The organism is Krasilnikovia sp. MM14-A1259, assembly GCF_047159535.1.
Classification (GTDB): Bacteria; Actinomycetota; Actinomycetes; order Mycobacteriales; family Micromonosporaceae; genus Actinoplanes.
Genome location: NZ_BAAGAJ010000002.1, coordinates 7,436,163 through 7,461,802 on the forward strand (window position 1 = coordinate 7,436,163; position 25,640 = coordinate 7,461,802).

Consider the following 25,640-nt stretch of genomic DNA (forward strand, 5'->3'; position numbering starts at 1 on the left):
CGTGCCGCGCGCCGACGGGAGCCCGGACCCGACGTTGTCCGCGCTGGTCACCGAAAGCCGCCGGCCTGACCTGGCCGACCTGGACCTGCGCCCGACCGGCGAGCTGGTGGCGCTGATGCATGCGGACGGGGCGTCGGTGACCTCGGCCGTCGAGCGTGCTCTGCCCCGCGTCGCCGCCGCGATTGACGCGATCACCGCCCGGATGGCACGCGGCGGCCGCCTCATCTACGCCGGCGCCGGAACCGCGGGCCGTCTCGGCGTCCTGGACGCGAGCGAATGCCCACCCACGTTCGGCGTTGCGTCGGGCACGGTCGTCGCTCTGATCGCCGGTGGTGCCGGCGCGATGCAGGCGGCCGTCGAGGGCGCAGAGGACGACGCCGGCGCGGCCGCGGCCGATCTCGACCGGTCACGGGTGGCGGAATGCGACAGCGTGGTCGCGGTCACAGCCTCCGGTCGCACGCCGTACGCGGTGGGCGCGGCCACCCACGCCCGAGAGCGCGGCGCGCTCGTCGTCGGTCTCGCCTGCACCCCGGATCCGCCCCTCGCCACGGTGGCTCACCACATGATCGAGGTCGTGGTCGGACCCGAGCTGATCAGCGGGTCCACCCGGCTCAAGGCGGGCACGGCCCAGAAGCTCGTGCTCAACATGATCTCCACCGTGGTGATGGTCCGCCTGGGCCGCACCTACGGCGACCTCATGGTGGATCTGCATGCCACCAACGACAAGCTGCGGGTGCGGGCGGCGCGGATCGTGGCGCAGGCGGCCGACGTCCCGGCGCAGGTCGCCGCAGCGGCGCTCGACGCCGCCGCGGGTGAGGTCAAGCCCGCGATCGTCCACCTTGTCCGCGGCGTAGACGTCGCCGCGGCGCGGGAGCTGCTCGCCGCACACGACGGGCGCCTGCGCGCCGTCCTCCGCGCCTAGCGGGTCTGCCGCGGCGCCCGGGGAACACGGGCAGGTACTGCGCCGGCTCGCTGTCGTGGACCAGCAGGCTGGGCATACCGGGGCACGCAGCAGGGCGCCGGAGCCTCGGCCGAGTGCACATCCGTGGTCCAGGGCAACTACGTGCTGTGTGCACGCCGTGCCGGGCACGCCGTGCCGGGCTCGCGGGCCGGGCTCGCGGGCCGGGCGATCCGGCCGGAGGTTTCCACCATGCTCGATGTCTGCCACAATCAACAACAAACCACGGAGGAGGCCACATGAATGTCCATCGACGTACCGTGCTGCGTGGCCTTGCCGCCGGCGCTGCGGGCGCACTGGCCGCGCCGATCCTGGCCGGGGCCGCCGACGCGGCGACCGCGGAGGTGTGCCGCGACATCAGATTCCACGCGTGGAGTGGCACCGCCGGCTTCGCCCCAGGCGACCACGCGGGCACCGGAGCCGGTCCCGACGGGCTGGTCCTGGCCGCCCCCGCCGGCTGCGCCGACTACACCGACCCGTTCCGCGGTGGCACGACGGTCTACGACTACGCCGTCTGGACCTCACCGTGGGCGTACCCGGGGTTCGTCGCCAGTCAGGCGGTCGCATCCTGGAACGCCGTGACACCCGACGGCACCTGGATCGAGGCCGAGCTGCGCGGCGTCACCGCCGCAGGCGCGTGCACGACCTGGTACGTGCTGGGCCGGTGGGCCGCCGACGACCTGACGTTTCTGCGTACGTCGGTGCCCGGCCAACGCGACGACCACGGGAGCGTGGACGTCGACACGTTCGTGGCGAACGAGGGGACCGGACTGGTCGCCTGGCAGCTGCGGATCATCCTGCACCGGCGGAGCGGAACCGCGCAGAGCCCGACCGTACGCTCGGCCGGGGTGATGGTGTCCCGGCTGCCCGCCCCCGCCGCATACCCGACCAGCACGCCGATGACCGCGCTGCACACCGCGCTGCCCGTGCCGGCCTACTCACAGGAGACCCACGCCGGTCAGTATCCGCAGTGGGACAACGGGGGCGAGGCGTGGTGCAGCCCCACCTCGACGTCGATGGTCGTCGCGTACTGGGGTGCCGGCCCCACGCCCGCCGACTATGCATGGGTCGATCCGTCCTACGCCGACCCGTGGATCGATCACGCCGCCCGCCACACCTACGACAACACTTACACCGGCTGTGGCAACTGGCCGTTCAACACCGCGTACGCCGCCCGGTTCGGGTTGAACGCGTTCGTCACCCGGATGCGCTCGTTCCAGGAGGCGGAGCGGTTCATCGCCGCGGGCGTTCCGGTGATCGTGTCCGCCTCGTTCACGAAGGACGAGGTCCCCGGCGCCGACTACGCCACCAACGGCCACCTCATGGTCATCGTCGGGTTCACCGGCGACGGCGACCCGGTCCTGAACGATCCGTGCGCCGCGGACAACGCGGGCGTACGCAAGGTGTTCGGCCGGGCACAGTTCGAGACGGCATGGCGCAACAGCAGCGGCGGGATCGTCTACGTCATCCACCCGCCGACGGTGGCCCTGCCGACCCCACCGGGCCAGGCGAACTGGTGACGGTCGCCGGCGGATCACCCCGTCCGAAGGCCGGGCTCGTACCCGCGGAGATCGACGACGATGCCCATGGCCGCGCTGTACAGCTCCGCCTCGGCGCGCAGCGACGCGGCGACGCTGGACGCCTTGCGGAAGCCGTGCCCCTCGCCGGGGAACAGCAGATACCGGTGCCCCAGCCCGCGCGCGGCCACCGCGTCGACGATCTGCTGTGCCTGATGCGGTGGGCAGATGAGGTCATCGGCTCCCTGCAGGACTACGAGTGGAACGCGGATGCTGCTCGCGTTGGCCAGCGGTGAGACCCGCAGGTAGCGCTCGACGGCGCCGGGCAGCTCACCGACGAGGCTGTGCACGTACTGTGACTCGAAGTCGTGGGTGGCGTCGCCGTGCCAGGTCAGCGGGTCGCTGATGGGGTAGTAGGCCGCGCCGGCGCAGAAGACGTCGGTGGCGGCGAGGCATGCCAGCGTGGTCCAGCCGCCGGCCGATCCACCGCGGATCGCGGTGCGTGCGGGGTCGGCGAGGCCCCGGGCGGCCAGATCCGCGGCCACCGCCACGCAGTCCTCGACGTCGACGATGCCCCAGGCGCCGCGCAGCCGGTCACGGTACGCGCGCCCGTAGCCGGTCGAACCGCCGTAGTCGACGCTCGCGACCGCGAATCCGCGGCTGCAGAAGAGCCCGAATTCGAGGTCCGGGCTGGCGTCCGCGCGGGACGTCGGGCCGCCGTGCGCGTGCACCAGCAACGGCGGCACGGCACCGGGCGGGCCGGCGAAGCGCGGGTTGGTGGGCGGGTAGTAGACGTAGTGCACCTGGCGGCCGTCTACGCCGCGGGCGATCCGCCGCTCGGCGACGGGGTTCCACGGCCGCAGGTCCTCGTGCGGGGCGATGGTGCAGGCGATCGGTTCGGCGGCGGGCCGCTCGACCGCGCGAGGCAGGGGCACGTGCAGCACAGTGCTCTCGCGCCCCTCGGCGGCGGCGACCACCACCACGGCGGCGTCGCCGTCGACCTGCGCGCCGTCGCCGATGCCGGTTCCGGCGATGGCCGAGCCGAACTGGGTCCAGGCCGGGGCGAGGTCACGCAGCGCGCCGGATGCGGGATCCCACAGCGCCAGCCGCTGCCGGCCGACGCCGTGACGCAGGACGACACCGACGCCGGTGACCGCGAACCAGGTGGGTCCGACCGACCACAGCGGGCCGGCGCAGTCGCGCGGCATCGGCAGCACACACCGCACCCGGTCGCCGTCGCCGTGCAGGTCGATGCGATGCAGGTTCCACCACCCGTCCGGGTCGGCCATCGCGTACAGCGAGGACGGCCCGGCCCACTCGACCTGCGGCACCGACACCTGAGGGCCGCCCAGCACCCGGCGCGGGCCGCTCGCGACGCCGCCCGCCAGGTCGGCCACCATCAGCTCGCTGCCGTCCCAGGGCATCAGCGGGTGGTTCCACCCGATCCAGGCCAGACGCCGGCCGTCCGGGCTGACGCGTACGCCGGACAGGAAGTCGTGGGAGGCGGCCACGACCCTGATCGGGGCCGCGTCGTCGGCACCGGCGAGGGGAACCGCGACGATCTGACGCGACACCCGGCGCCCGCTGCCGGGCATTGTGACGGTCACCTCGCGGACGCACCAGATCTCGTCCGCGCCGGGCGCGAGTACCGGGTCGGCGTAGCAGGTCGTGACGCCATCGGGGTCCGGCGGGGTCAACGGCTGCGGGTCGGGCCTGGTGGGCGTGTCCGCCGCGGCCACCTGCGCGCGGTACAAGCGCTGGTCGCGCTGGTTGACGAACACCAGAAGATGCTGCTCCGGGCCGGCGACGGCAAGGTAGGGCCGGCCGCCGTACCCGAGCGCGCCGGTACGCACCGACCAGTCCGGTCCGAGCACGTCGCAGGGCGTCCGGCCGGGTCGGCATCGCATCAGGCGCACGGTCGCGGTGTGTGGGTCCGACGCACACCACCAGGTTTCGCACGCCACGATGGACGGCCAGCCCAGCGGGCCGGGCGCGGCGGCGACGTGCTCGACGTCGATGGGGGAGCGCCATTCGCCGTACGGCGCGACGACGCGGTCCCGTGGGACGGACACGGGCAAACCTCCCGGTGCTGACGGTGTGGCGGTCGGTCAGTCGTCGGTGAGGACGACCAGCAGCAGCAGGTCCTCGCTGGCGCCGTCGATGTGGTGCGGGTCGCACGCCGCGTAGTGACACGCGTCGAAAGGTCCCAGTTCGCGTGTGCGGCCGCCCACGTGCAGGTGGCAGCGCCCCGCGAGCACCATCAGGAACTCCTCGCCGGGATGGCCGACGGAGCTCGCGTGGTCACCCGCGTCGCCCCGCACCAGGCGGACGCCGATCCTGGTCGAGTCCATCGCGGTGAGGTCCCAGATCGCCTGGACACCCGCGGTCGTGGCGGCGCGGGGAGTGGGGGCGAAGCGGGGCTCGAACCGCCGGCCCCGTGGCGGCTCACCGCTGGGTGGGCCGAGCAGCTCGCCCGGCGTCGTTCCCAGCGCCTCGGCCACCCGGGCCAGCGACCGTACGGTCGGGTTGGCCGCCGCGGACTCGATCTGGGAGACGTACGCGGCCGACACCCCCGCCCGGTCGGCCACCGCGGCGAGGGTGAGGCCGGCGGCCCGGCGGGCCCGCGCGACCCGTGCCGCCAGCGTGCGGACCGCTTCGTCGTCCGGCCCGGCGGGTGGATCGGGCTCCGGGCCGACGGTGCGGATCTCCCCGGGGCCGGCCGGGGGATGCGCAGCCGCCGATGCGACCTCGATGCCGGGCCTTGACGCAACCATTCCCCGAGGTTAAGACTTCGATGCAGATAAAACAATGAATGCGTCCGGCGGTGTTAACTCCCAGTTGTGAAACGCATTGAGGAGGGTCCCGATGACGACCACGCTCGCGCCGACCCCCGTGCTCGCGGCACTAAAGCTTGCCTCGAGCTACCACGGTGATGTCGGCGAGCGGCTGTATCAGGCCATCGCGGCCGACTTTCCCGAGTCCCTGCTGCGCCGTCCTGCGCTGCTCGTGGCTTCGGCGCGGGCCACCGCTGAGGACCTCGACCGGCTGCTGACCGACGCCGGATTCACCGGCACCCATGAGCTGCGCCACCGCGCCGGCCGGGAGACCGGGCGGCGGCTCGCCGAGCCGGACCTGAGCTTCACCGACCGCGCGGGCGAGACCGGAGGCCGGCTGGCGCTGCGCCGGGTGCTGCGCCACGAACAGGCGAACCTCGCCGAGACCTTGCACGCTCTGCAGGCCAACGGGGCGCTCGAGCTGGCCGCCCAGGCGATCATCGGAGGGCGCCGCCGGTGGGTGCTCGGCGATCTGAAGTCCACCGGGTACGCCGCCCTGCTCGCCACCGATCTGAGCCGCGCCCTGCGCGACGTCCACCAGATCCAGCCGACGTCGTCCTCGGCCGTCGCGGCGTTGACCGACGCCCACCCCGACGACGTCCTGATCGCGTTCAGCTTCCGCAGTTACAGCCGGCTCACTCTGGCGTTGGCGCGGGAGTTCCACGCACTCGGTTGCGTGGTGGTCGCCTTGACCGACGACTATTCCAGTCCGATCGGCGAGGTCGCCGACCACGTACTCCCGATCAACACCGGCAGCGAGTCGGCGACGCATTCGCCGACCGCGGTGGTCGCCGTGGGCCACATTCTCGCCTCCCTGGCGGCGGCCGGGGCGAAGGGCGCCACGCGCCGTGCCCAGCGCCGAGGGGAGGCGGAGCGCCGGCTGCAGTGCTACCTCGAAGCCGTGGACCAGGCCGAAGCCGTGGACCAGCCCGGGGCCGGGGCATGAGCGCGGTCAGCGGCGGCCCGGAGCTGGCTGCGGAGGCGGTCGAGTTCTGTTCCCGGCTCATCCAATTCGACACCTCCAACTACGGCGGCGGCCGCGCGCGCGGCGAACGCGAATGCGCACGGTGGATCGCGCAGCAGTTGGCCGACGCCGGCTACTGCCCGCGCGTACTCGAGTCCGCGCCCGGCCGGGCCAGCACGGTCGTCCGGATCCCCGGGGCCGACCGCGCGGCCCCGGGCCTGCTCGTGCACGCGCACCTCGACGTCGTGCCGGTGGCCGCCGAGGACTGGAGCTTCGACCCGTTCGGCGGCGAGGTCCGCGACGGCGCCGTCTGGGGCCGGGGCGCCCTGGACATGAAGGACATGGCCGCCATGACGCTCGCGGTCGTCCGTTGCCTCGCCCGCGACGGGATCGTGCCACCGCGCGACATCGTGCTCGCCTTCGTCGCCGACGAGGAGGACACCGGCGAGTACGGCTCGGGATTCCTCGTCCGTGAGCACGCCGAGCTGTTCTCCGGGGTGCGTGTCGCGATCGGTGAGTCCGGCGGGCACGCGGTACACCTGCCCGACGGCAGCCGCCTCTACCCGATCGCCACCGGCGAGCGCGGCAGCGCCTGGATGAACCTCGAGGCGCGCGGGCCCGCCGGGCACGGCTCCCGCCCCAACCCCGGTAACGCGGTCACGGCCTTGGCCGCCGCGGTCACCCGGCTGGCCCGGTACGAGTGGCCGGTGCATCTGACCCCGCCCGTCGCGGCGCTACTGGACGGGCTGAGCACGCATCTGGGCGTCGATGTCGACCTCACCGACCCGGCGGGTCTTGACCGGCTCGGAGAGGCCGCCGTGCTGGTCGCCTCGACGATGTCCAACTCGCTCAACCCCACGATGTTGTCCGCCGGATACAAACACAACGTCATTCCGAGTACGGCCACCGCGGGGGTGGACGGCCGCGTCCTGCCCGGTGCGGAGGACGCGTTCCTCGCCACCGTCGACAGGCTGCTCGGCGACCAGGTGAGCCGCGCCTTCGTGAACTACGACGCCCCCGTCTCGGCCCGGCACGACTCGCCGGAGTTCGCGGCGATGGCGGCCGCGCTGCGCGCGTACGACCCGCAGGCGTTGATCCTGCCGTACTGCATGGCGGGCGGCACCGACGCCAAGGCGTTCAGCAGGCTCGGCATCGAGTGCTACGGCTTCTCGCCCGGCACGACCCCGCCCGGCTTCGCGCGCACCGAGTACGTGCACGGAGTCGATGAGCGGGTGCTCGTCGACAGCCTGGCGTTCGGCGCCGGCGTGCTGAAGCGGTACCTCACCGCCGAACCGGGCAGGCTCGCATGACCGCGGCACCGCCCCGGCCCGACGCGCCGTGGCGGGGCGCCTTGACCGTCCGCGACGTGCTCGGGCACGCCGAGATGACGGCCTGCTGCCTGCTGTACGGCGCGGTGATGGCGCTCGACCCGGCCGAAGGCAGCATCAACCCCCGGCTGTTGACCGCGATGCAGCACAACGGCGGCCATGTCGTGGGTGCGTTCGTCGGCACGGAACTGGTCGGTTTCGCCTACGGCTTCCTGGGCCGCGGCCGCGACGACGGCGCAGCGGTGTACCACTACTCGGCGCTCACCGTGGTGGCCGAGCGGGTGCAGGGCCGCGGCATCGGGCGGCGGCTCAAGTACGCCCAACGCGACCGCTGCCTCGCCGGCGGCGTGGACCGGATGCGGTGGGCGTTCGACCCGTTCAAGACCCGCAACGCCCACGTCAACCTGGACGTCCTCGGTGCCGAGGTCATCGCGTTCGTGCCCGCGATGTACGGCGCGCACGGGTTCGGTGCCGACCGCGACGACACGAGTGACCGGTTCATCGTCGAGTGGACGCTGCAGCGGCCGCCGCCACGCCGCCCGCCACCCCCGGCGCGGCAATGGTGGCCGGGCCGGTGCCTCGCCGACGGCGACGACGTGCTGATCGGCGTGCCGGCCGAGTGGCCGAGGCGCCGCCGCGAGATCGGCGCGCAGGCTGCCGACGGGCTGCGTCGCAAGCTGCGCGACGCGTTCACCGCGGCGTTGGAGTCAGGACGAACGGGCGTGTCGTGCGGCCGGGTCGGCCCCGACATCGCGGTCTACCGGTTCGCCCCCGGCGACCCGTGCCCGCGCCAGGACTGACCCATGCCGATTACGATCACCGAACTGCGGCTCGCGGTGGTGCGCCTGCCCTTGGTGCACGCGTTCGAGACCAGCTCCCACCGGAAGAACCACCTGGATCACATCCTCGTACGGGCCACGGCGACCGACGGCGCCCGGCGGTACGTCGGGTGGGGGGAGTGCGCCTCGCCCGCCGATCCGTTCTACTGCGGCGAGACCACCGGCACCTGCTGGCAGGTCCTGACGGGCCACCTGGCGCCGATGATCCTCGGCCGGCCCTGGCAGAGCACGGCGGAGGCCGCCGGGATGACCGCGAAGGTCGCGGGCAACAACTTCGCCCGCGCCGGCCTGGACATGGCGTGCTGGGATCTCTTCGCCCAGTCGCGGGGGATGCCGCTCGCACGGCTGCTCGGCCCGCACCCGGCGGAGCGGGTCGAAGCCGGGGTCAGCCTCGGGATCGAGGCCGGGGTGGACGCTCTGCTCGCGCAGGTGGACCGGCATGTCCGCGACGGCTACCGGCGGGTGAAACTGAAGATCCGGCCGGGCTGGGACGTCGAACCGGTCCGTGCGGTGCGCCACGCCTTCCCATCGGTGGCGCTGCAGGTCGACGCGAACGGCAGCTACCCGCCGTCCGACCGCCTGCGGCTCGCCGAATGGGTGGACGATCACGATCTGCTGATGCTGGAGCAACCCTTCGCCGCGGACGATCTGGTCGCGCACGCCGAACTGGCCCGGCGCATCGCCACCCCGGTCTGCCTGGACGAGGCGATCACGTCGGTCGCCGTACTGCGCTGCGCGCTGGCGCTGCGCGCATGCGCCATCGTGAACGTGAAGGTGTCCAGGCTGGGCGGGATCGGACCGGCGAAGGCCGTCCACGATGCCTGCCGCGCCGCCGGGATCTCCGTGTGGTGCGGCGGAATGCACGAGTTCGGGGTCGGCCGGGCCGCCAATCTCGCGGTGGCCAGCCTGCCCGGCTTCACGTGGCCGTCCGACCTGTCCGGGTCGGACAAGTACTACCGGGCCGACGTGGTGACCCCGCCGATCCGCGCGCAGGCGGGGATGGTCGCCGTCCCGCTCGCGCTGCCCGGCATCGGGGTGACGGTCGACGAGGCCGTCGTGCACGAGCACACCCGGCGAAGCCGTACCTTGCGGGCCGCCGCCTACCGCACCGAAGCACCGGAGGGCGTACCCCGATGAAAGTGCTCATCTCGGCCGACATGGAGGGCGCGACGGGCGTCACCACTCCCGACGACTGCGCGCCCGGCCACCCCCGGTGGGAGTACTGCCGCCGGCTGCTCACCAGCGACGTCAACGCGGCCGTGTCCGGCTTCGCCGCCGCGGGCGCGGATGAGATCCTCGTCAACGAGGCTCACGCCGACCAGCGCAACCTGCTGCTCGACCGGCTCGACACTCGGGCCTCGCTGCTGATCGGCGCGCACAAGCCGCTGGGGATGATGGAGGGCATCGACCGCTCGCCCGATGCGGTGGCGTTCGTCGGCTACCACACCGGTGCCGGGGAGCTGGGTGTGCTGGCGCACACCTACCTGCCGAACTCCATCACCTCGGTGCGGGTCAACGGCGTTCCGGCGTCCGAGGGCCGGATGAACGCGCTGCTGGCCGCCGAGTACGGGGTGCCGGTGGTGCTGGTCACCGGCGACGATCTCACCTGCGCCGACGCGGCGGGATACGCGCCGCACGCCGTCGCGGTCCCGGTCAAGACATGCGTCGACCGGTACTCCGCGATCTGCCTGCCCCCGGCGGTGAGCACGGCCCGCATCAGCGAGGGCGCCCGCCGGGCGCTGCGCTCGCCACCCCGGCCGAGCCCGGACCGGCCCGGCACCTACCGGTACGAGGTGTCCTTCGACGCGGCCCACCTGGCACCGTTGGCGACCTGCATTCCCGGCGTCGAACGCACCGACGACCTGTCCGTGGAGTTCACGCTGCCCACGATGCACACGGCGATCCGTTGCTTCCGCGCGCTCACCCGCCTCGTGACCTCCGGGATCGAGCCGGACTATGGGTGAGGGGGACCCCATCGCGACGCCGGGTGCGCGGGTGCCCGCCGTGGCCCGGATGTCGCCACCCGAAGCCGGCCGCCGGGTGGCCGTGCGGAGCTTGCGCGACCGGGTGCAGCGGCTGCGCGCGCACGCGCTGAGCCGGCTGGAGACGCTGGTGATGGCCGAGAGCCCGTCGGACGATCCGGCGCTGCTCGGCGTCGTCGTCCGGGAACTGGCCGACGCCTACGCGACGTCCGGCGCCCGCGTCGAACGAGATCAGGGCCCAGACGCGGACCATCTCGTCTGCCACTGGCCGGGGCGGTCGCCGGACGCCGACGGCCATGTGCTCCTCATCGGGCACTGCGACACCGTGTTCCCGCGCGGGACCGCTGGAAGGCGTCCGTTCCGGATCGCCGCGGACGGCGACACCGCCACCGGGCCAGGCGTGTACGACATGAAAGGCGCGCTCGTCGCGGTGGAGGTAGCCATGCTCCTGCTGGCCGAGGCGGGAGTTCCGCTGCGCCGCGCCGTGCGCCTGGTCATCGTCAACGACGAGGAGATCGGCAGTCCGGACGGTCAGCGGGTCGTCGCGACACATGCCGACGGTGCCGTGGCCGCGCTCGGCCTGGAGCCGTCGTTGCCCGGCGGCGGACTGAAGGTCGGGCGCCGTGGCGTGGCCCGCGTCGAGGTCCGCGTCGCGGGCAGGGAGGCGCACGCCGGCGTGGACGCGGAGCAGGGGGTGTCGGCCATTGACGAGCTGATCGATCACCTCATCACGCTGCGGCTGCTGGGGCCGGCCATCGCCGTGAACGTCGGCACCGTGGCCGGGGGCACCCGCGCCAACGTGGTCGCGGGCCACGCCCGCGCGGAGATCGGCTTACGGTTTGCGACCGCGGAGGCCGAGCGGTCCGCCTGGGCGGCGGTGGAGTCGTTGACCGCGGTCCGCGCCGGGGCCGTGGTGCGGACGCGCACGCTGTCGCATCGGCCGGTGTGGACGGCTGATCCGGCGAACCCGCTCGCGGTCATGCTGGTCGACCTGGCCGCCGGCATGGGACTGCGCATCGCCACCGGCCCCGCGCTCGGGGCTGCTGACACGAACCTGACCGGCGCGCAGGGCATCCCGACCGTGGACGGGCTGGGTCCGGACGGTGGCGGCGCGCATGCGGCGCGGGAGCACATGTCGATCCGGTCCATGCTCGACCGGGCGGCTCTGCTGGCTGCCTGCCTGAGCTGAGCACCCGTCCGGGAAATCATGTGGATTGTTGTTGACTTCGCGGTTGGTTTGACGAGAGTCTATGGATGCCGCCTCTGCCGATGATCGGAGGTCCGATGCCACCCACGAGGACGCACAGCTTTCCTTTGACGGCCGCCGCGGCGCTGGTCGCGCTGGTGGTGCTCGGCTCGACGGCCCCGGCGCTCGCCCTGCCCGGCGGGCCGGCGGACAGCCGGCAGCGTGCGTACGCGGACGCCGCGGCATCCTCCGGTGTGCCGGAGGCGGTGCTGCTCGCCGTGTCGTATCTGGAGTCCCGCTGGGACGTCAACGGCGGCCTGCCGAGCACGAGCGCGGGATTCGGCCCGATGCACCTCACCGATGCCGCCTTCGTGGCGCCGCTGCCCACGCCCGCGGCAGCCCGGGGGACCGACGGGCGCCGCGGCGACGCCCCGGATCCCCGCAGCGCCGACAGGCTTGCGCCGCCGGCGCGCCCGGACACCCGGCCGTGCGGGACCGGCGGCGGCTGCGCCGCACGGCCGGCCCCCGCCGATCCACCGGCCGACGCCGCGCAGACCCTGGATACGGCCGCCGCATTGACCGGCCTGGACAAGACCACGCTGCGATCCGATCCGGCGGCGAACATCCGGGGCGGGGCGGCGCTGCTCGCCACGTACCAGCGGGCCCTCGGGGCACCGCTGACCGGCGACGTGCGGCGATGGTACGGCGCGGTGGCCAGGTACGCCGGCGCCGCCGACCGGGACGGCGCGGCGGGCTTCGCCGACGAGGTGTACGCCACCATCCGGTCCGGCGCGGAGCGGGTGACCGACGACGGGCACCCCGTGCGCCTGACCGCGGACCCGGTCACCCCGGACCGGTCGTGGCTGGACCGGCTGGGTCTGCGTCGCCCGGCGCACCCCCGCGTGCTGCAGTGCCCCCGCGACGTGTCGTGCGAGTGGCTGCCCGCGCCGTACCAGCAACTGTCGGCCGACCCGGGCGACTACGGCAACCACGACCTGTCCCACCGGCCCCGCAACCAGACGATCCACTACATCGTCATCCACGACACGGAGGAAAGCTGGGCCGGTTCGGTCCGGCTGGCGCAGGACCCCACGTACGTGGCCTGGCACTACACCATCCGCTCCGCCGACGGGCACATCGCCCAGCACCTGCAGATCAAGGACGTCGGCTGGCACGCGGGCAACTGGTACGTCAACGCCACGTCGATCGGCGTCGAGCACGAAGGCTACGCGGCGCAGGGCGCCTGGTACACCGAGGCGATGTACCGGGCCTCCGCGAAGCTGGTGCGCTACCTGGCGACCCGGTGGGACATCCCGCTGGACCGCCAGCACATCATCGGCCACGACAACGTGCCCGGGCCGCTGCCGGCCACCGTGGCCGGCATGCACTGGGATCCGGGCCCGTACTGGGACTGGGCACACTACTTCGACCTGCTCGGCGCCCCGCTGCGGGGCGTCGGCACCGGGCGCGGCGGACTGGTCACCATCGACCCGTACTTCGCGGGCAACACCCCGGCATTCACCGGATGCAGCGGCCCCGCGACCAACCCCTGCCCGCCGCACGGCTCCTCGGCCGTGATCCTGCACACCGCGCCGTCCGAGACCGCCCCGCTGGTCCTCGACCCGGGTCTGCACCCGAACGGGGAGCCCTCCACCATGCTCATCTCCGACCACGCCGCCCGGGCCTCCGCGGGCCAGACGTACGCGCTGGCCGACGTCCGGGGCGACTGGAGCGCGATCTGGTACCTCGGTCAGAAGGCGTGGTTCCCCAACCCCGCCGCCGCGCCCACCGCCCGGTGGTCGACCGGTCTGGTCGCGACGCCCAAGACAGGCAGGGCCACCATCCCGGTGTACGGCCGGGCCTACCCCGAGCCGGCGGCCTATCCGGCCGGTGTGCCGGTGCAGCCGATTGTCGCATTGCCGTACACGTTCCCGGCGGGGCAGCGCTACGCCGTCGGCGGCATCGTCACCGGCGAGTACTACCGGTCCACGACGTTCGACGGCTCCAGCCCGGGCGACTGGACGGTCATCCGCGGCGCCTTGAGGTATGTCCAGATCCAGTTCGGGCATCGGGTCATGTTCGTCAACCTCGCCGACGTCGACGTGCTGCCCGCATGGCGCCGGCGGTGACGTCGTCGACCGGTGCGTCCCGGCGCAGCCCGCGCGTGAGCCGGCTGGCCGACGCGGTGCTGCACCCAGGGTTCGCGGGCACCGTCCCACCCGCGTGGCTGCTGCGGCGGGTGGAGGCGGGGCTCGGCGGAGTCGCGTTGTTCAGCCGTAACGTCGAGAGCTGGGAGCAGGTCGCCGCGCTGACCGGGATGCTGCGGCGGGCCAATCTGGACCTGACGGTCGCCGTCGACGAGGAAACCGGTGTCGTGACCCGCCTGCAGGCCCGTACCGGCAGCACCCGGCCCGGCGCGTGTGCCCTCGGCGTCGTGGACGATGTGGACCTCACCGCCGCGGTCGCGGAGGATCTCGGCGGGGCGCTGCGCGACGCCGGCATCACGCTCAACTACGCGCCCGTCGCGGACGTGAACTCCGATCCCCGTAACCCGGTGATCGGGGTACGGTCGTTCGGCTCCGATCCGCATCTGGTCGCCCGCCACACCGCGGCGTGGATTCGCGGGCAGCAACGGGCCGGTGTTGCGGCCTGCGCCAAGCATTTCCCGGGCCACGGCGACACCCGCACCGACTCGCACCTGGAGGATGCCGTCGTCGCGGTGTCCCGCGACGAGCTGGCGGCCCGGGAACTCCACCCCTTCCGGGCCGCGATCGCCGCCGGAGTGCGCGCCGTGATGATCGGGCATCTGATGGTGCCGGCCGTCGACCCGAGGCAGCCGTCGACCGTCAGCAGAGCCGTCGTCACCGGTCTGCTCCGTGAGGAGATGGGCTTCACCGGTCCGGCGATCACCGACGCCATCGAGATGCGCGCGGTGGCGAGCCGCTACGGCCTGCCGGGCGCCGCCGTGCGGGCGCTCGCCGCCGGCGCGGACACCATCTGCGTGGGCGGTGAACACGCCGATGAGGGCACGGCCACGATGCTGCGCGACGCCATCGTCGATGCTGTGGCCGCCGGCCACCTGTCCGAACAGCGGCTCGCTGAAGCGGCCGGGCGGGTCGCCGCACTGACCCGATGGAGTCGGGCGCACGCGGCTCGGCGGCGGACGTACCGGGATGCGGCGATCGGCATGTCCGCCGCCCGGCGGGCCGTGCGGGTGGCCACGTCGGGGTCCGCCCCGACCCTGCCGCTGCGCACCGGGCCGCACGTGGTGGGGTTCTGCGCCGACGCGAGCCCCGTCGTGGGGTCCGAGCCGCCGCCCGGGCTCGGATCGTTGCTGGCGCCGGCGTTGCCCGGCACCACGGCGGTCCAGTTGACCCGGGCGGACGTTGCGGCCCGCTGCTGGGAGCGGGAGGTGCTGGCCGCGGCCGCGAATCGACCCTTGGTCGTGGTGGTCTGCGATGCCCACCGGCACACCTGGATCTCCGGCGCGCTCGCCGTGCTCGCCACGGCGCGCGCGGACTGCGTCGTGGTGGACACCGGCCTTGGCGCTGACCCGCGCGGCGCGGTGTACCTGTGCACGTACGGCAGCAGCCTGGCCAGCCGGCAGACCGCCGTGGAGATGCTGGCCGGACCGCGCGCCGTGGCCGAGTGACCGAAGCGTCCGTCGCGGGGATGCACACCGCCGTTGCTCACCGAGCCGACCCCGGGGTGTAGAGGTCGGCCAGTTCCCGGGCGGCCTGGTACAGGGCGGCGCGTAGTTCCGGCGGGTCGAGTACTTCGATTCGGGTGCCCAGGCCCATCAGCGCCCCGACCGCCTCGCCGGTGCCGGCGAAGCGCAGCCGCAGTCGCGGTTGGGCGGCTGCCGCCGGCACCGTGGCCTGCGGCTGGCCGCCACTGGTGATCCTGTCGGCGAGCAGGCGGCGGACCATGGCGAGCTCCGCGGCAGCGACCGCGACGTGGACGATCAGGTGTCGCTGCCGGTGCTCCACCCTGTCACGCAGTGTGTGCCATGCCGCGCCGAGGTCGAATCCGGTGGGCCGGGCGGCGGGCTCGTCGCGTATCCGGCAGGAGCGCACCCGGGACACCCGGAACAGTGCGGGTTCGGCTGACCTGGGCGCCCCGAGGGCCACGAGGTACCACACACCGGCCTTGGCGACCAGCCCGAGCGGGTCGACGCTGACCGTACGCGCCCGTGCCCGGCTGTCGGCGTACTCGAGATCGGCGCGGCGTCGGCGGATGACCGCGTCGTGCACGGCGGGCAGCAACGGCACCGGTTCGCCGGAGCGCATCCACGGGTCGACATCGACGAGGATGCTGGCCTTCCCGTGCTCGATGCCGCCGCGCAGGGCCTGCCCGCCGGCGCCCATGATCTTTTCGATCGCGTTGTCCAGGGCGTCGGCCAGACCGAGGTCGGCTGCCAACCGGTGCTGGCCGACGACCAGGCTGGCAGCTTCGGCGCGGCTGAGGTCGGCCAGCCCCGCACGATAGCCGTCAAGCAGGCGGATGCCGCCGCCGCGGCCGCGCTCGGTGTACACGGGTACGCCCGCGGCGCTCAAGGCTTCGACGTCGCGCAGGACCGTGCGAACCGACACCTCCAAGCGGCGAGCGAGGTCGGGCGCGGCAAGTCGGCCGTGCGCCTGCAGCAGCAGGATCAGGGACAGCAGTCGGTCGGCGCGCACGCCGGGATCCTATCCAGAAAACATGACACACGATGTCTTGTATAGATCGGCAGACTCTCCGGAACGGAAACCCGACGAGATCACCTGGACACGGGAGGCACCCTTGCTCGCGACCGCGGCGCGAACCTTGACCATGACCCCTCAGGGGCCGTACGACCTGAGCAACCAGAACCGGTACTTCGGCGGCTGGAGAGCCACGGCCGACGGCGGCGGCATCGTGATGGCCTTCCCGGTCGAGGGATGGCAACACAGCGCCGCCGTGGAGGTACGTCAGCATCCGGACGGCAGCGTCACGGGTACGGTCGCCGGCACGCCTGACCCCGGCCGCGCCTGGCAGCAGGCCCTTTGTGCGCTCTCCCTGGACGTGGACGGAAGCGGATACCCGCGCATCGGGCAGCTCGACCCGGTCGTCGGTGCCCTGCAGCGCGAGCACGGATTCCTGCGCCCGGTGCTGTTCCACTCTCCCTACGAGGCGGCATGCGCGTTGGTCATCGCGCACCGGCTGGGCATCGTCCAGGGCCGCGCCATCCGCGAACGGATCGCCCAGCGGAACGGTGCGGCCATCACCGTCGCCGGCACGCGGGCGTTCGCGTTCCCCACCCCGCAGCGCCTACTCCACATCGAGGCCCTGCCGGGCCTGTCCGACGAGAAGATGCGGCGGCTGCACGGCGTCGCCCGCGCAGCCCTCGATGGTGTGCTCGATCGCGAGCGCCTGCGCCGCCAACCGCTCGACCAGGCCATGGCACAGACCCGGATGCTGCGCGGCATCGGTGACTTCTTCGCCGCGGGCATCGTGCTGCGCGGCGCCGGTGTAGTGGACGCGGTCCCCGGCGACGTCATCACCCAGGCGGCACTTCAGCACTTCTACGGTCTCCCCGCGGCAGCGACACCGGCCCAGCTCGACGCGCTCACGAGCGCGTGGCGGCCGTACCGGATGTGGTGTTCGGTCCTCGTGCACGTCGCCGAACGCCGCCGGTCAGCAACAGCGCTCCGACGGTGACTGCGGCGGCCCGGTGCGGCGTCAGCGAGGCTGCGCCAGTGCATCTATCCTCGTCGCGCCAGCCACAACAGGGCGGTCCCGAGCCCGCAGCAGGCGGTGGCCACCAGGTACGGGCTGCGATATCCGAACTGGGCTGCCGCGCCCAACACGGGGCTCGCCAGCAGTGAACCGATCGGATACGCGTTCGTGAACGCGGTGGTGGCCCGGCCCGGCTGTCCCGGGCGCATGTCCTGCACGTACGAAATGCCCAGGCCCAACATCGCGGCGATGAACGCCGCGTTCCCCAGCTGGGCTAGACCCAGCACCCACAACTGAGAGGTCCAGGAGGCCACCGCGAAATACAGCACGCCGCAGCCCGCGCCACTGATCACCAGCCGGCGCAACGGCATCCGCCGGGACAATGCGCCGGCGCCCAGCATCAGCGGGATCTCCAGGGCCGCGCACAGACCGAGCACCAGGCCCGAGTCCTGGACGGAGTGGTGCAGGTCGTGGGTCACGTGCAAGGACATGGCGCTCACGCCCAGGACCGAGACGCATTGCAACAGCACGAAGCCGGCCACGGTGAGCCGGAATTCACCGCGCCCAGCCGCCCCGGACGTTTCCTCCGGGCCGGGCTCCGCCGCGGCGCCGGCGTCCGCCGGCGCAACCCGTGGAATCTCCTTTATCCGCAGCAGGACGACCATCCCCGCGGCCGCGGACAATGCCGCGGTGGACAGGAAAATGGCGGTGAAGCCACCGAGGCTGAAGAGCAGGCCCGCGGCCGGCGGACCCGCCACCCAGGCCATCGAGGTGAGCGTCCGCAGCGCGGTGATGACGAACGCGGACTGCCGGCTGCCCCAGCGGTCCAGCCACTGCCTCGCGTAGGCGAACGACTGCGGGTAGAGCGTGCCGGCGAGCGGCAGCAGAGTCAGCGCCAGCAACAACAGCGGCCAATAGCTGCGCAGCACCGAGAAGAACACCATCGCGACCGCACCCGCGCCGGCCGCCGCCACCATGACCACCCGCCGCCGCATCGACCGGTCGGACAGCCGGGCCACGACCGTGCTCACCGTCACCGCCATCACCGGGCTGACGGCCAGAAACAACGACACCTCGACCGGACCGGCGTGGACCGCGCTGGTGAGAAACAGCGGCAGGAGTGGCATCCACAGTGCACCGACCAGGCCGGTGCAGGCAAAGACGACGGCAAGGGGATAGAGCCCGCGGTGCACACCGCTCTGATTCGCCTTCGCTTCAATCAGCACAATGGTCGATCGTAGGGTTCTCCGATGGCGCGAACGATCAAATATGGCCCATGCGAGTGGCTGGCAGCCCGCTGGTGGTGTCGCCGGAACGCCGCCTTCGTCCGATACCGCGGCGCGGTGCCCGACGACGCGAACGCCGACCAGGTGCTCTCCGCGCTGCTGCACATGCACCACCACCGACTTCGATGGTCAGCGAGGGGCGGCAGCCTTGGACCGGGCGCTGAGCGGGCTCCAGCCGACCACGTTCTTGACGCGAACGGCGGCGGCGTACGTGACACCTGCCTTGGCTGGCAGCTTGACCTCCAGAGACAGCCTGCCGGCAGCGACCGGATAGGCCTTGCTGCCGATGATGCGACCCTTCTTCAGCGTGTACACGACGACCTCGTACCCCTGCAGCGGGGTGCCGCCGGTGACGGTCGGAGGAGCCCAGGTGAACACGACTGTTGTGGAGCCGCCGGCCTTCCCCGCCTTGACTGCGCCGATCTTCGGTGCGCCCGGCGTGGTCGTCAGCGTCACCGTCTGAGCGCTCGAGGCACCCGACCCGACGGCGTTGCGGGCGCTCACCGTGATCCGGTAGACCGTGCCGACTTTGAGGCCGGTGGCGGTGAACGTGGTCCCGGCGGTGGTGAACGCCTTGTCGCCGACGACGATGTCGTAGCCGGTCACCGGGGTGCCGCCGTCGCTGGCCGGCGTGGACCACGACAGGACGGCGCGTTCGTGTGCGGCGTCGGGGGTCGACTTGAGGCCGACCACCGCTCCCGGAGCCACGGGCGCGGCCGGCATCGTGGCGGTGCTGATCGCGATGCTTGTCGCCGGGTTCCCGTCGTCGTCCAGCGCGCCGTTCTCGGCCCGCACCTGCACGGTGTGCTCGCCCGTGGTCACGTGGGAGAACGTGTACGACGCCGCGTCGCCACTGAGCTGCAGCCAGTCACCTGCATCGAGGCGCACGTAGTAGTGCCTGACGTCGGCGCCGCCGGCGTTCTGCGGTGCGCCCCAGGTGGCGGTCACCGTACGTGCCAGGCGGTCGGTTGTCGCCTGCGGGGAGGTCGCGGCGCTGGGTGCGGAAGCCGCGACGAACGTGGCGTACGCGACCGGGGAGTCCCCGATGGTGTTCCACGAGTGCACCTCGACCTGGTACGTGTGGCCGGTGACCAGGCCGGTGAGCGCGTAGCTCAGGCCGTCGACCGGTGCTGTCGTCCCGGACGGCGCAGTCTGGTCGGTGACCTTGACCCAGTAGTTCCACAGCGGGGATCCGCCGTCGTCCTCCGGGGCGCCCCAGGTGACGGTGGCAGTACCGGCGCCGAGGTTGAGGTGCTTGACCCGCAGGTCGGTGACCAAGCCGGGCACCTCGGTGGGCCTGACCGTGACCGGAAGGCTGGTGATCGACGAGTCTCCGTTGGCGTTGTGGGTGCGAACCTGAAGCGTGTACCGGCCGGGCTCGAGCCACTGCGCCGTCAGGGATGTCGACCCGGTGGGCTGCCAGTACCCATCAGGCCCGTCAACAGGCTGCATCCGGAACCAGTACTGGGGGTCGCCGGACTCGCCACCGTTGTCGGCGGCGCTGGTGAACGTCGCGTTGACCGTCAGGTTGTTCGACGAGGTCCGGTCCACGGTGGCGGCCAGGTTCGTGACCGGCGCCGGAGTGGTGACGACGCGGATGTCGGGGGGCCCGTACGGGTGGGACACGCCGGCCCGGTTGACCGCGGACACCGTGAACGTGTGGGTGGACCCCAGCGCCAGGCCGGTCAGCTTGTAGCTGGTCGTGGTGATCCGAACCGCCGGGGCGCCGTCGATGCTGACGTCGTAGCCCAGGATCGGGAGCAGCGGGTCGGTGGCGGGAGCCTTCCACTGGACGGTCGCGGTCCCGGCGCGTGCGTCGAGTGCGACCGGGTCGAACTCCGCGACCGGGTCCGGAGGCAGCAGGGCGGGCATGGTGACGGAGAAGATCTGCCGGCGCGGGCCGAGGTCGTTGTACGCCTCTACGGCAAGCAGGTGCTCGCCCGCGGCGACGTTGATGAAGGTGACGTCGTGGACGTTAGGTCCGACGTCCTGGACGTCGGTGACGGGCCAGTGGTCGGTGTCCACGTTGTCCGGGTCGGGCATGTGCGCGAACCCGAGGCGGGTGCCTTCGATGGGGTGGCCGCCGTGGTAGGGGTCGTGCCACTGAACGCGAAGCGTGTTGGCCAGCCTGTCCGGGGTGATCGTCATGTCGTCCATGCCGAGCAGCATCGGCGGGCCTGGGATCTGGGCCTGCCGGGTCAGCGGGGCGCTCTCGCCGACCTCGTTGATCCACGAGATGCGCATGCCCTGCGGCGGATGGCCGGGCATGAACGACACGCCGTGGCCGAACGCGATGATGTTCGGGGCGTACGCATCAACCTGGTGGACGGTGATGGTCTCCCACACGCCCGGCCGGATCTCGACCTCGACCCTGTACGCGGTGATCGTGCTGCCCCCGTCGTCGGTCGGCGGGAGGAAGTCGATGTAGAAGTAGAGAAGGTTGGGGTTCTGGCTCTGCTGGTCCGAAGCGATGTGGGTGCCGAAGAACGTGGGTGCGGCCGGGACTGTGCGACGCGCCGATATCGAGGCGGGGAGGCCGGCGCCGTGCGTGTTGACCGCAGCCACGGTCACGGTGTGAACGCCGGTGGTCAGGTTCGGCCACGCCTTGGTGGTCACGTCGGCGCCGGCGCGGGTCGGTGCGGCGCCGTCGAGGGTGACGTCGTAGCCGATCAGGGCGTCGCCGCCGTTGTTGATCGGGGCGGCCCACGTCACGGCCAGACCGTCGGTGCCGGAGATCGTGGCGGTGAGATTCGTCGGGGCACCGGGGATGGTGGCATCGGCGGTGCAGCCGGTGGCGGTCAATGTGTACGCGCCGATGCTGCCGTAGTCGTCGTAGTCGGTGACGGGGTTACCGCTGCCGCCTTCCTGGGCTCCACCGCCGTCGACGATCGCGTAGTAGCGACCGTTGGGCAGCGTGACGGAGACGGCGGCGTCCATGCCCGCGGCGTGCGGGAGGGTCACGCCCTGGTTGGTGTCGAACGGGTACGGCTCGATGGCGTTCGACTCGGCCGATGCGGGGTCCGCGGTGGCGACGGGGGAGCCGGTGGCGTCGACGATCTTCAGGTTGATGTCGAGGTCGGCGCCGACGGCGGCCGGGTTTGCGGTGACCGTGACCGGCCCGGTGCACTGTCCGAGCGCGTAGTAGTCGACGTCGTCGCGGTTGGTGATGTAGGCGGTGCCGGCCGGGACGTGAGCAGCGGTGGCCCGGGTGTCTCCGGCCTCGTCGGGACGGAACGGGGCACGTGAGGCGATGGCGGCGACGTCGTCTTGCTGGTTGTTCGCGTCGGCGTACTCTCCCTTGGACCACTGGGTGACGGCGTGGTAGTAGCTGACGCCCATGATCGGGGCCCAGCCGGTGTGGCCCCCGTAGTAGCTGCCGTCACCCTGGGTGGCGGTGCCGTCGTGGGTCAGGTTGAAGGTGTGGCCGATCTCGTGGGCGGCTGCCTCGGACAGGGGGTGGGCCAGGTTGCTGGCGCCGCGGGAGAACACCCACGCAACCTGGTACTGACCGGTCTCCTGCGCGCCGAACGTCCCCAGCCAGGCGATGCCACCGCAGCTGCGGTGGCACAGGCTGGCCCAGGCCGAGTCGCTGTCGGTGACGACCAGGCGGGTGCCGTAGTCGAGGTCACCAGAGCTGGATTTGATCAGGGCGGCGTCGCCTGGGTCCTGGGTGGTGACATCGACGTCGAAGGGGGCGTAGTCCTCCGCGACGCTGGCCCAGATCTCTTGGATGGAGGCCTTCTCGGCGTCGCTGAACCCGGGGCCGTCCTGCGCCGGGTCCCAGCCGGGCTGTGTGCCCGCTGCGAGACCAGCCTGGGAGTTCCAGGCAAGGCTGGTGGCGTCCGCACCGTCGAAGTCGAGGTAGATGGTCCGGCGACTGCCCGGCAGCGAGTGCAGGGTGAACGTCTGCGCCAGCGGCTGGGAGGCGGACGCCGTGAGGTGCCCGGGTGTGGACATCGCGGCAGTGTCGTCGGCGGGCAGGGTGTCCTTGACGAAGATGCGGCCGGACTGGGAGACCCACATTGTCGGGTCCTCCGTCAGCAGCTTCTTCAGCGCCGTGACGCTACGGCCGTTGACGGCCGCGACCATCGGGAGCCGGTCACCGAGCGTGCGCACCGCAGCCTGACCGTGCATCGCCTGGGGCAGCACCCGGGTCGTCTGCGTCGCATCCGACTGCGTCGCCCCTGCGTCACCGTCATGGGCAGCAGTGAACACGGCATCATGGGTCGACGCAGCACCCACGGGAACGTCGACGCCGTTCACGTCGCTGCCGGACAGGTCGCCGGCGCGGGTGAATGCAGTCGCGGCGGCACCGCTGGCAAGGGTCAGTACGAGGGCCGCCGGAACTACCCGGCGAAGAGCGCGCTTCATGCCCGTGACCGTCCTGTCAACGCATGTGGAGGCATCGGTTCCCATGTCACCGTTGCCCCATCGGCGACATGCGTGTTGCCTTGAGCGGTTCCGCTGTCACGGGTCCGGCATCTTCCCGCGCCGTCCGGTCAGAGTGGACCGTGCCGACATTGACCAGGCCCGTCCTCCCAGTTGGGGAGGACGGGCCTGGCGTGTTTCGTGCGGCTCCGCGGGGCCCGGAGGACGCGGCGCCGGCGAGGTTACTTGACCTTCGCGGTCGGAGCGCTGGACGCGGTGCCGTTCGAGTACCCGGGCACGGTCACGGTCACGATGACCGAGATCCGCCCACCGCGCATCTTCTTGGTGACCTTGAGCGTGTTCTTGGTGGTGGGGCCGCCGATCGCGTCGCCGTACTGCCCGAAGCCCTCGCCCCACTGGTACGTGACCTTCGCGCCCTTCGGGAGGCCGGTGATGTGTGCGGTCAGGGTCGCACCGACCTTCGCCTTACCGGTGATGGTGGGCTTGTGGGCAACCTTGTACACCGGCTTGGTGACCGGCCCGACGGCCGCGGAGTGGACCACTGATGCCTGATGACCGGCAGCGACGCCGGTGACATCGACCTTGATCTTGGTGCCGGCGTCGGCGACCGTCGGGGTGTACGACGCGGCCGCGCCGACCTTCTTCGCTCCGGCGTACCAGACGTAAGTCAGCTGGGCGCCCGCCGTCCACGAACCGGTGTTCGTGATCGTGAGGGTCTTGCCGACCACCGGCGTGCCGGCCACGGCGATCCTCGACGGCGTGGCGGTGAACGGGAGCGGGGCGGTGCCGGTCGCGGTGCCGAAGTCGCTAGTGAAGAAGCCGTTGGACTGGTTCACGGCGAACACGTAGAAGTGAGCCGGGACGAGGCCCGTGACGGTGACCTCGGCCTGGTTGTCGCTGACGTTCACGGCCGCAGTCGCGCGGGGCGGCGTCACGTCCGTCGTGTGGTCGTTCGCGATGACGGTCGCGGACGTGACCGCGGTGCCACCGTTCGCAGTGTCGTCCCAGGTCAAGGTCGCCGTCGTCCCGTTGAACTCGACCGTCGGGGCGGTGGGTGCGGACGGGGCGACGACCTTGAGCAGACCCGGCGCGACGACGCCGTCGGAGTTGCGGAACGTCGAGTCGGATGCCTCGACGAGGTAGACCGCGTTCGGCGTGGCGGCGAAGTACTGCGGCCCCCCCTGGTCGACGGCGATCACCGGCGCCGGCGATTCCGCCGTGTAGGAGGTCGTGCCGGCCGGGTCGAGGACGCTGACCCCGGCCCAGGTGGCGGCCCAGAGGTCGCTGCCCACGAGGCTGAGCTGAGTTGCTCCCCCGGACAGGCCGGTGTCGCGGTCGGTGGTCGCGCTCGGGTCACTCGGGTCGATCCGGACGATCCGGCCGCCGTCCCCGTTGCCGGCGAGGTAAACGGCGCCGTCGGCACCCACCGTCATCGCGGACACGTAGCCGAGGTCTGCGGGGAGGGTGATCGGTGCGGCGGCGGGAGCAGAAATGTTCCGCAGCTCGTAGTGCGTCGGCGAGCCGTCCTGGGGGTAGCCCGCGAGGACGGCGTACGCCGTGCCGGTGCCCGGCTGCGCGGCCACATGCAACGGGTAGTACATGTAGTCCTCGGAGCACACTGGTGTGCTGGGAGTCGCTGTGCCGTCGCCCGGCGCCCACTGCCACGTTTCGAGGCAGTTGTTGACCTGTCCGACCGCCGTGAACCCGGTGCCGGTCGACGTCACGTCGCTGACAATCCCGGGGCCATCGGGACTGGTGAGGGGGATCGCCGGCTGGAACTCGCCCCCGGTGATGGGCCATAGCACCGAGTTGCCCTGGGCGTCCTGGCCGGCGACCGCAACAGCGTCGCCGCTGGTCGCGATCCCGACGGCGAACGAAGCGGTGAGCGTGAGGGGAGTGGCGCCCGTGCCGGACCCCAGATCGACCGGAGTGACGCGTACCGTGGCCCCGTCACCGTCGGTGCTGCTCAGGACGTACGCGGTCGTGCCGTCGCCGGAGACCGCCATCCCGTTGGGCGAGGAGCCGGAAGCACCGACCTGAACGTGCCAAGGTCCGCCCGGGGAAACGGCCAGCGCGGGGGAGCTGACCGCCACCGCGGTGGTGATGGTGGCGGCAGCGAGGCCGGCACTGAGGCCGGTGCGAATCTTCACGGGAGCCCTTCGGGTACGGGTTTAGCCACAGCGAAGGCCATCGAGCACTCGGATGTGAGTGCTGACGTCAGCGAGTGACGAAGGTGAAACGCTATGTAAGCGCGACCCGGACCATCGGCAGTCTGCGCGCTTACTGAAGAATTTCGGTCACACCAGAATCCAGCCGGATCCCGCCAGGACCTCAAGGCATTGTTTGCCCCCACATCGCGGGCGCGATGAGTTCAGAGTCCGGCCAGTGCTGGACCAGGCACGCGCGGATGCACGACCGGGGACAAGCGCAGCCTTCAGGAACGGCCGACCAACGCCCAGCGGGCGCAGTGAGATCAGTCGAGTACGCCCGACGCGCGACGACCAGCTACTTCACGGGCCGAATCACGCGGTACCGGCTCCAACTCAGGCACCACGACAAATAGCAATGCAGAAGCGAGCCCATAACTACTGAAGGCTACTTCGGTAGCCCAAGCTCCACACACACTGCCAATCCTTGCGCGGTCAGCGGGCCGCCATCGT

At 72.1% G+C, this 25,640-nt stretch carries 17 protein-coding genes; 11 read left to right on the forward strand and 6 right to left on the reverse strand.

Features of this window, described 5'->3' with window-relative positions:
* Nucleotide 1 precedes the first annotated feature (1 nt).
* A complete protein-coding gene (gene murQ, locus ACMCNK_RS33755; protein ID WP_412740374.1) occupies nt 2-922 on the forward strand; it encodes an N-acetylmuramic acid 6-phosphate etherase in 921 nt (306 codons plus the stop codon).
* 275 nt (nt 923-1,197) lie between these two features.
* The gene (locus ACMCNK_RS33760) at nt 1,198-2,478 is read left to right on the forward strand and encodes a C39 family peptidase (protein ID WP_412740375.1); all 1,281 of its coding nucleotides are present in this window, start codon (nt 1,198-1,200) and stop codon (nt 2,476-2,478) included.
* A gap of 14 nt (nt 2,479-2,492) precedes the next feature.
* Here the strand turns inward: ACMCNK_RS33760 and ACMCNK_RS33765 are convergent, their stop codons facing one another.
* Both ACMCNK_RS33765 and ACMCNK_RS33770 read right to left on the reverse strand, forming a co-directional pair.
* Complete coding sequence (locus ACMCNK_RS33765; RefSeq protein ID WP_412740376.1) at nt 2,493-4,547, reverse strand: prolyl oligopeptidase family serine peptidase; 2,055 nt, start codon at nt 4,545-4,547, stop codon at nt 2,493-2,495.
* A gap of 36 nt (nt 4,548-4,583) precedes the next feature.
* Entirely contained in the window at nt 4,584-5,249 is a 666-nt protein-coding gene (locus tag ACMCNK_RS33770) for a helix-turn-helix domain-containing protein (protein WP_412740377.1), read from the reverse strand.
* Between the two features lie 91 nt (nt 5,250-5,340).
* Between ACMCNK_RS33770 and ACMCNK_RS33775 the strand changes: the two genes are divergently transcribed.
* The 8 genes from ACMCNK_RS33775 to ACMCNK_RS33810 all read left to right on the forward strand — a co-directional run bounded on the left by ACMCNK_RS33775 (nt 5,341) and on the right by ACMCNK_RS33810 (nt 15,260).
* Nucleotides 5,341-6,255 carry a MurR/RpiR family transcriptional regulator gene (locus ACMCNK_RS33775; RefSeq protein ID WP_412740378.1) on the forward strand — a complete coding sequence of 305 codons (915 nt, stop codon included), beginning with the start codon at nt 5,341-5,343 and terminating at the stop codon, nt 6,253-6,255.
* The gene (locus ACMCNK_RS33780) at nt 6,252-7,583 is read left to right on the forward strand and encodes a M20/M25/M40 family metallo-hydrolase (RefSeq protein ID WP_412740379.1); all 1,332 of its coding nucleotides are present in this window, start codon (nt 6,252-6,254) and stop codon (nt 7,581-7,583) included. Before ACMCNK_RS33775 ends, ACMCNK_RS33780 begins: the two co-directional genes overlap by 4 nt.
* Nucleotides 7,580-8,401, forward strand: coding sequence for a GNAT family N-acetyltransferase (locus tag ACMCNK_RS33785; protein ID WP_412740380.1), 822 nt, complete (start codon nt 7,580-7,582; stop codon nt 8,399-8,401). Before ACMCNK_RS33780 ends, ACMCNK_RS33785 begins: the two co-directional genes overlap by 4 nt.
* A gap of 3 nt (nt 8,402-8,404) precedes the next feature.
* Entirely contained in the window at nt 8,405-9,577 is a 1,173-nt protein-coding gene (gene menC / locus ACMCNK_RS33790; RefSeq protein ID WP_412740381.1) for an o-succinylbenzoate synthase, read from the forward strand.
* Nucleotides 9,574-10,404, forward strand: a complete 831-nt coding sequence (locus ACMCNK_RS33795) for a M55 family metallopeptidase (RefSeq protein ID WP_412740382.1) — start codon at nt 9,574-9,576, stop codon at nt 10,402-10,404. Before menC ends, ACMCNK_RS33795 begins: the two co-directional genes overlap by 4 nt.
* Nucleotides 10,397-11,611 (forward strand): M20/M25/M40 family metallo-hydrolase, encoded by a 1,215-nt coding sequence (locus ACMCNK_RS33800; RefSeq protein WP_412740383.1) that lies wholly within the window; start codon nt 10,397-10,399, stop codon nt 11,609-11,611. The genes ACMCNK_RS33795 and ACMCNK_RS33800 overlap by 8 nt, the downstream gene beginning before the upstream one ends.
* 95 nt (nt 11,612-11,706) lie before the next feature.
* The gene (locus ACMCNK_RS33805) at nt 11,707-13,737 is read left to right on the forward strand and encodes an N-acetylmuramoyl-L-alanine amidase (protein WP_412740384.1); all 2,031 of its coding nucleotides are present in this window, start codon (nt 11,707-11,709) and stop codon (nt 13,735-13,737) included.
* Nucleotides 13,734-15,260: a glycoside hydrolase family 3 protein gene (locus tag ACMCNK_RS33810; RefSeq protein WP_412740385.1), complete on the forward strand. Its 1,527-nt coding sequence runs from the start codon at nt 13,734-13,736 to the stop codon at nt 15,258-15,260. The genes ACMCNK_RS33805 and ACMCNK_RS33810 overlap by 4 nt, the downstream gene beginning before the upstream one ends.
* Nucleotides 15,261-15,297: 37 nt before the next feature.
* Here ACMCNK_RS33810 and ACMCNK_RS33815 read toward each other — a convergent pair whose 3' ends face one another.
* Nucleotides 15,298-16,287, reverse strand: coding sequence for a helix-turn-helix transcriptional regulator (locus ACMCNK_RS33815; RefSeq protein ID WP_412740386.1), 990 nt, complete (start codon nt 16,285-16,287; stop codon nt 15,298-15,300).
* Nucleotides 16,288-16,414: 127 nt separating this feature from the next.
* Between ACMCNK_RS33815 and ACMCNK_RS33820 the strand changes: the two genes are divergently transcribed.
* The gene (locus ACMCNK_RS33820) at nt 16,415-17,287 is read left to right on the forward strand and encodes a DNA-3-methyladenine glycosylase family protein (protein ID WP_412740387.1); all 873 of its coding nucleotides are present in this window, start codon (nt 16,415-16,417) and stop codon (nt 17,285-17,287) included.
* A gap of 44 nt (nt 17,288-17,331) precedes the next feature.
* Here the strand turns inward: ACMCNK_RS33820 and ACMCNK_RS33825 are convergent, their stop codons facing one another.
* The 3 genes from ACMCNK_RS33825 to ACMCNK_RS33835 all read right to left on the reverse strand — a co-directional run bounded on the left by ACMCNK_RS33825 (nt 17,332) and on the right by ACMCNK_RS33835 (nt 25,130).
* Nucleotides 17,332-18,531, reverse strand: coding sequence for an MFS transporter (locus ACMCNK_RS33825; RefSeq protein ID WP_412740388.1), 1,200 nt, complete (start codon nt 18,529-18,531; stop codon nt 17,332-17,334).
* Nucleotides 18,532-18,720: 189 nt separating this feature from the next.
* Nucleotides 18,721-22,962 carry a fibronectin type III domain-containing protein gene (locus ACMCNK_RS33830; protein WP_412740389.1) on the reverse strand — a complete coding sequence of 1,414 codons (4,242 nt, stop codon included), beginning with the start codon at nt 22,960-22,962 and terminating at the stop codon, nt 18,721-18,723.
* Between the two features lie 239 nt (nt 22,963-23,201).
* Nucleotides 23,202-25,130 carry a hypothetical protein gene (locus ACMCNK_RS33835; protein ID WP_412740390.1) on the reverse strand — a complete coding sequence of 643 codons (1,929 nt, stop codon included), beginning with the start codon at nt 25,128-25,130 and terminating at the stop codon, nt 23,202-23,204.
* Nucleotides 25,131-25,640 lie beyond the last annotated feature (510 nt).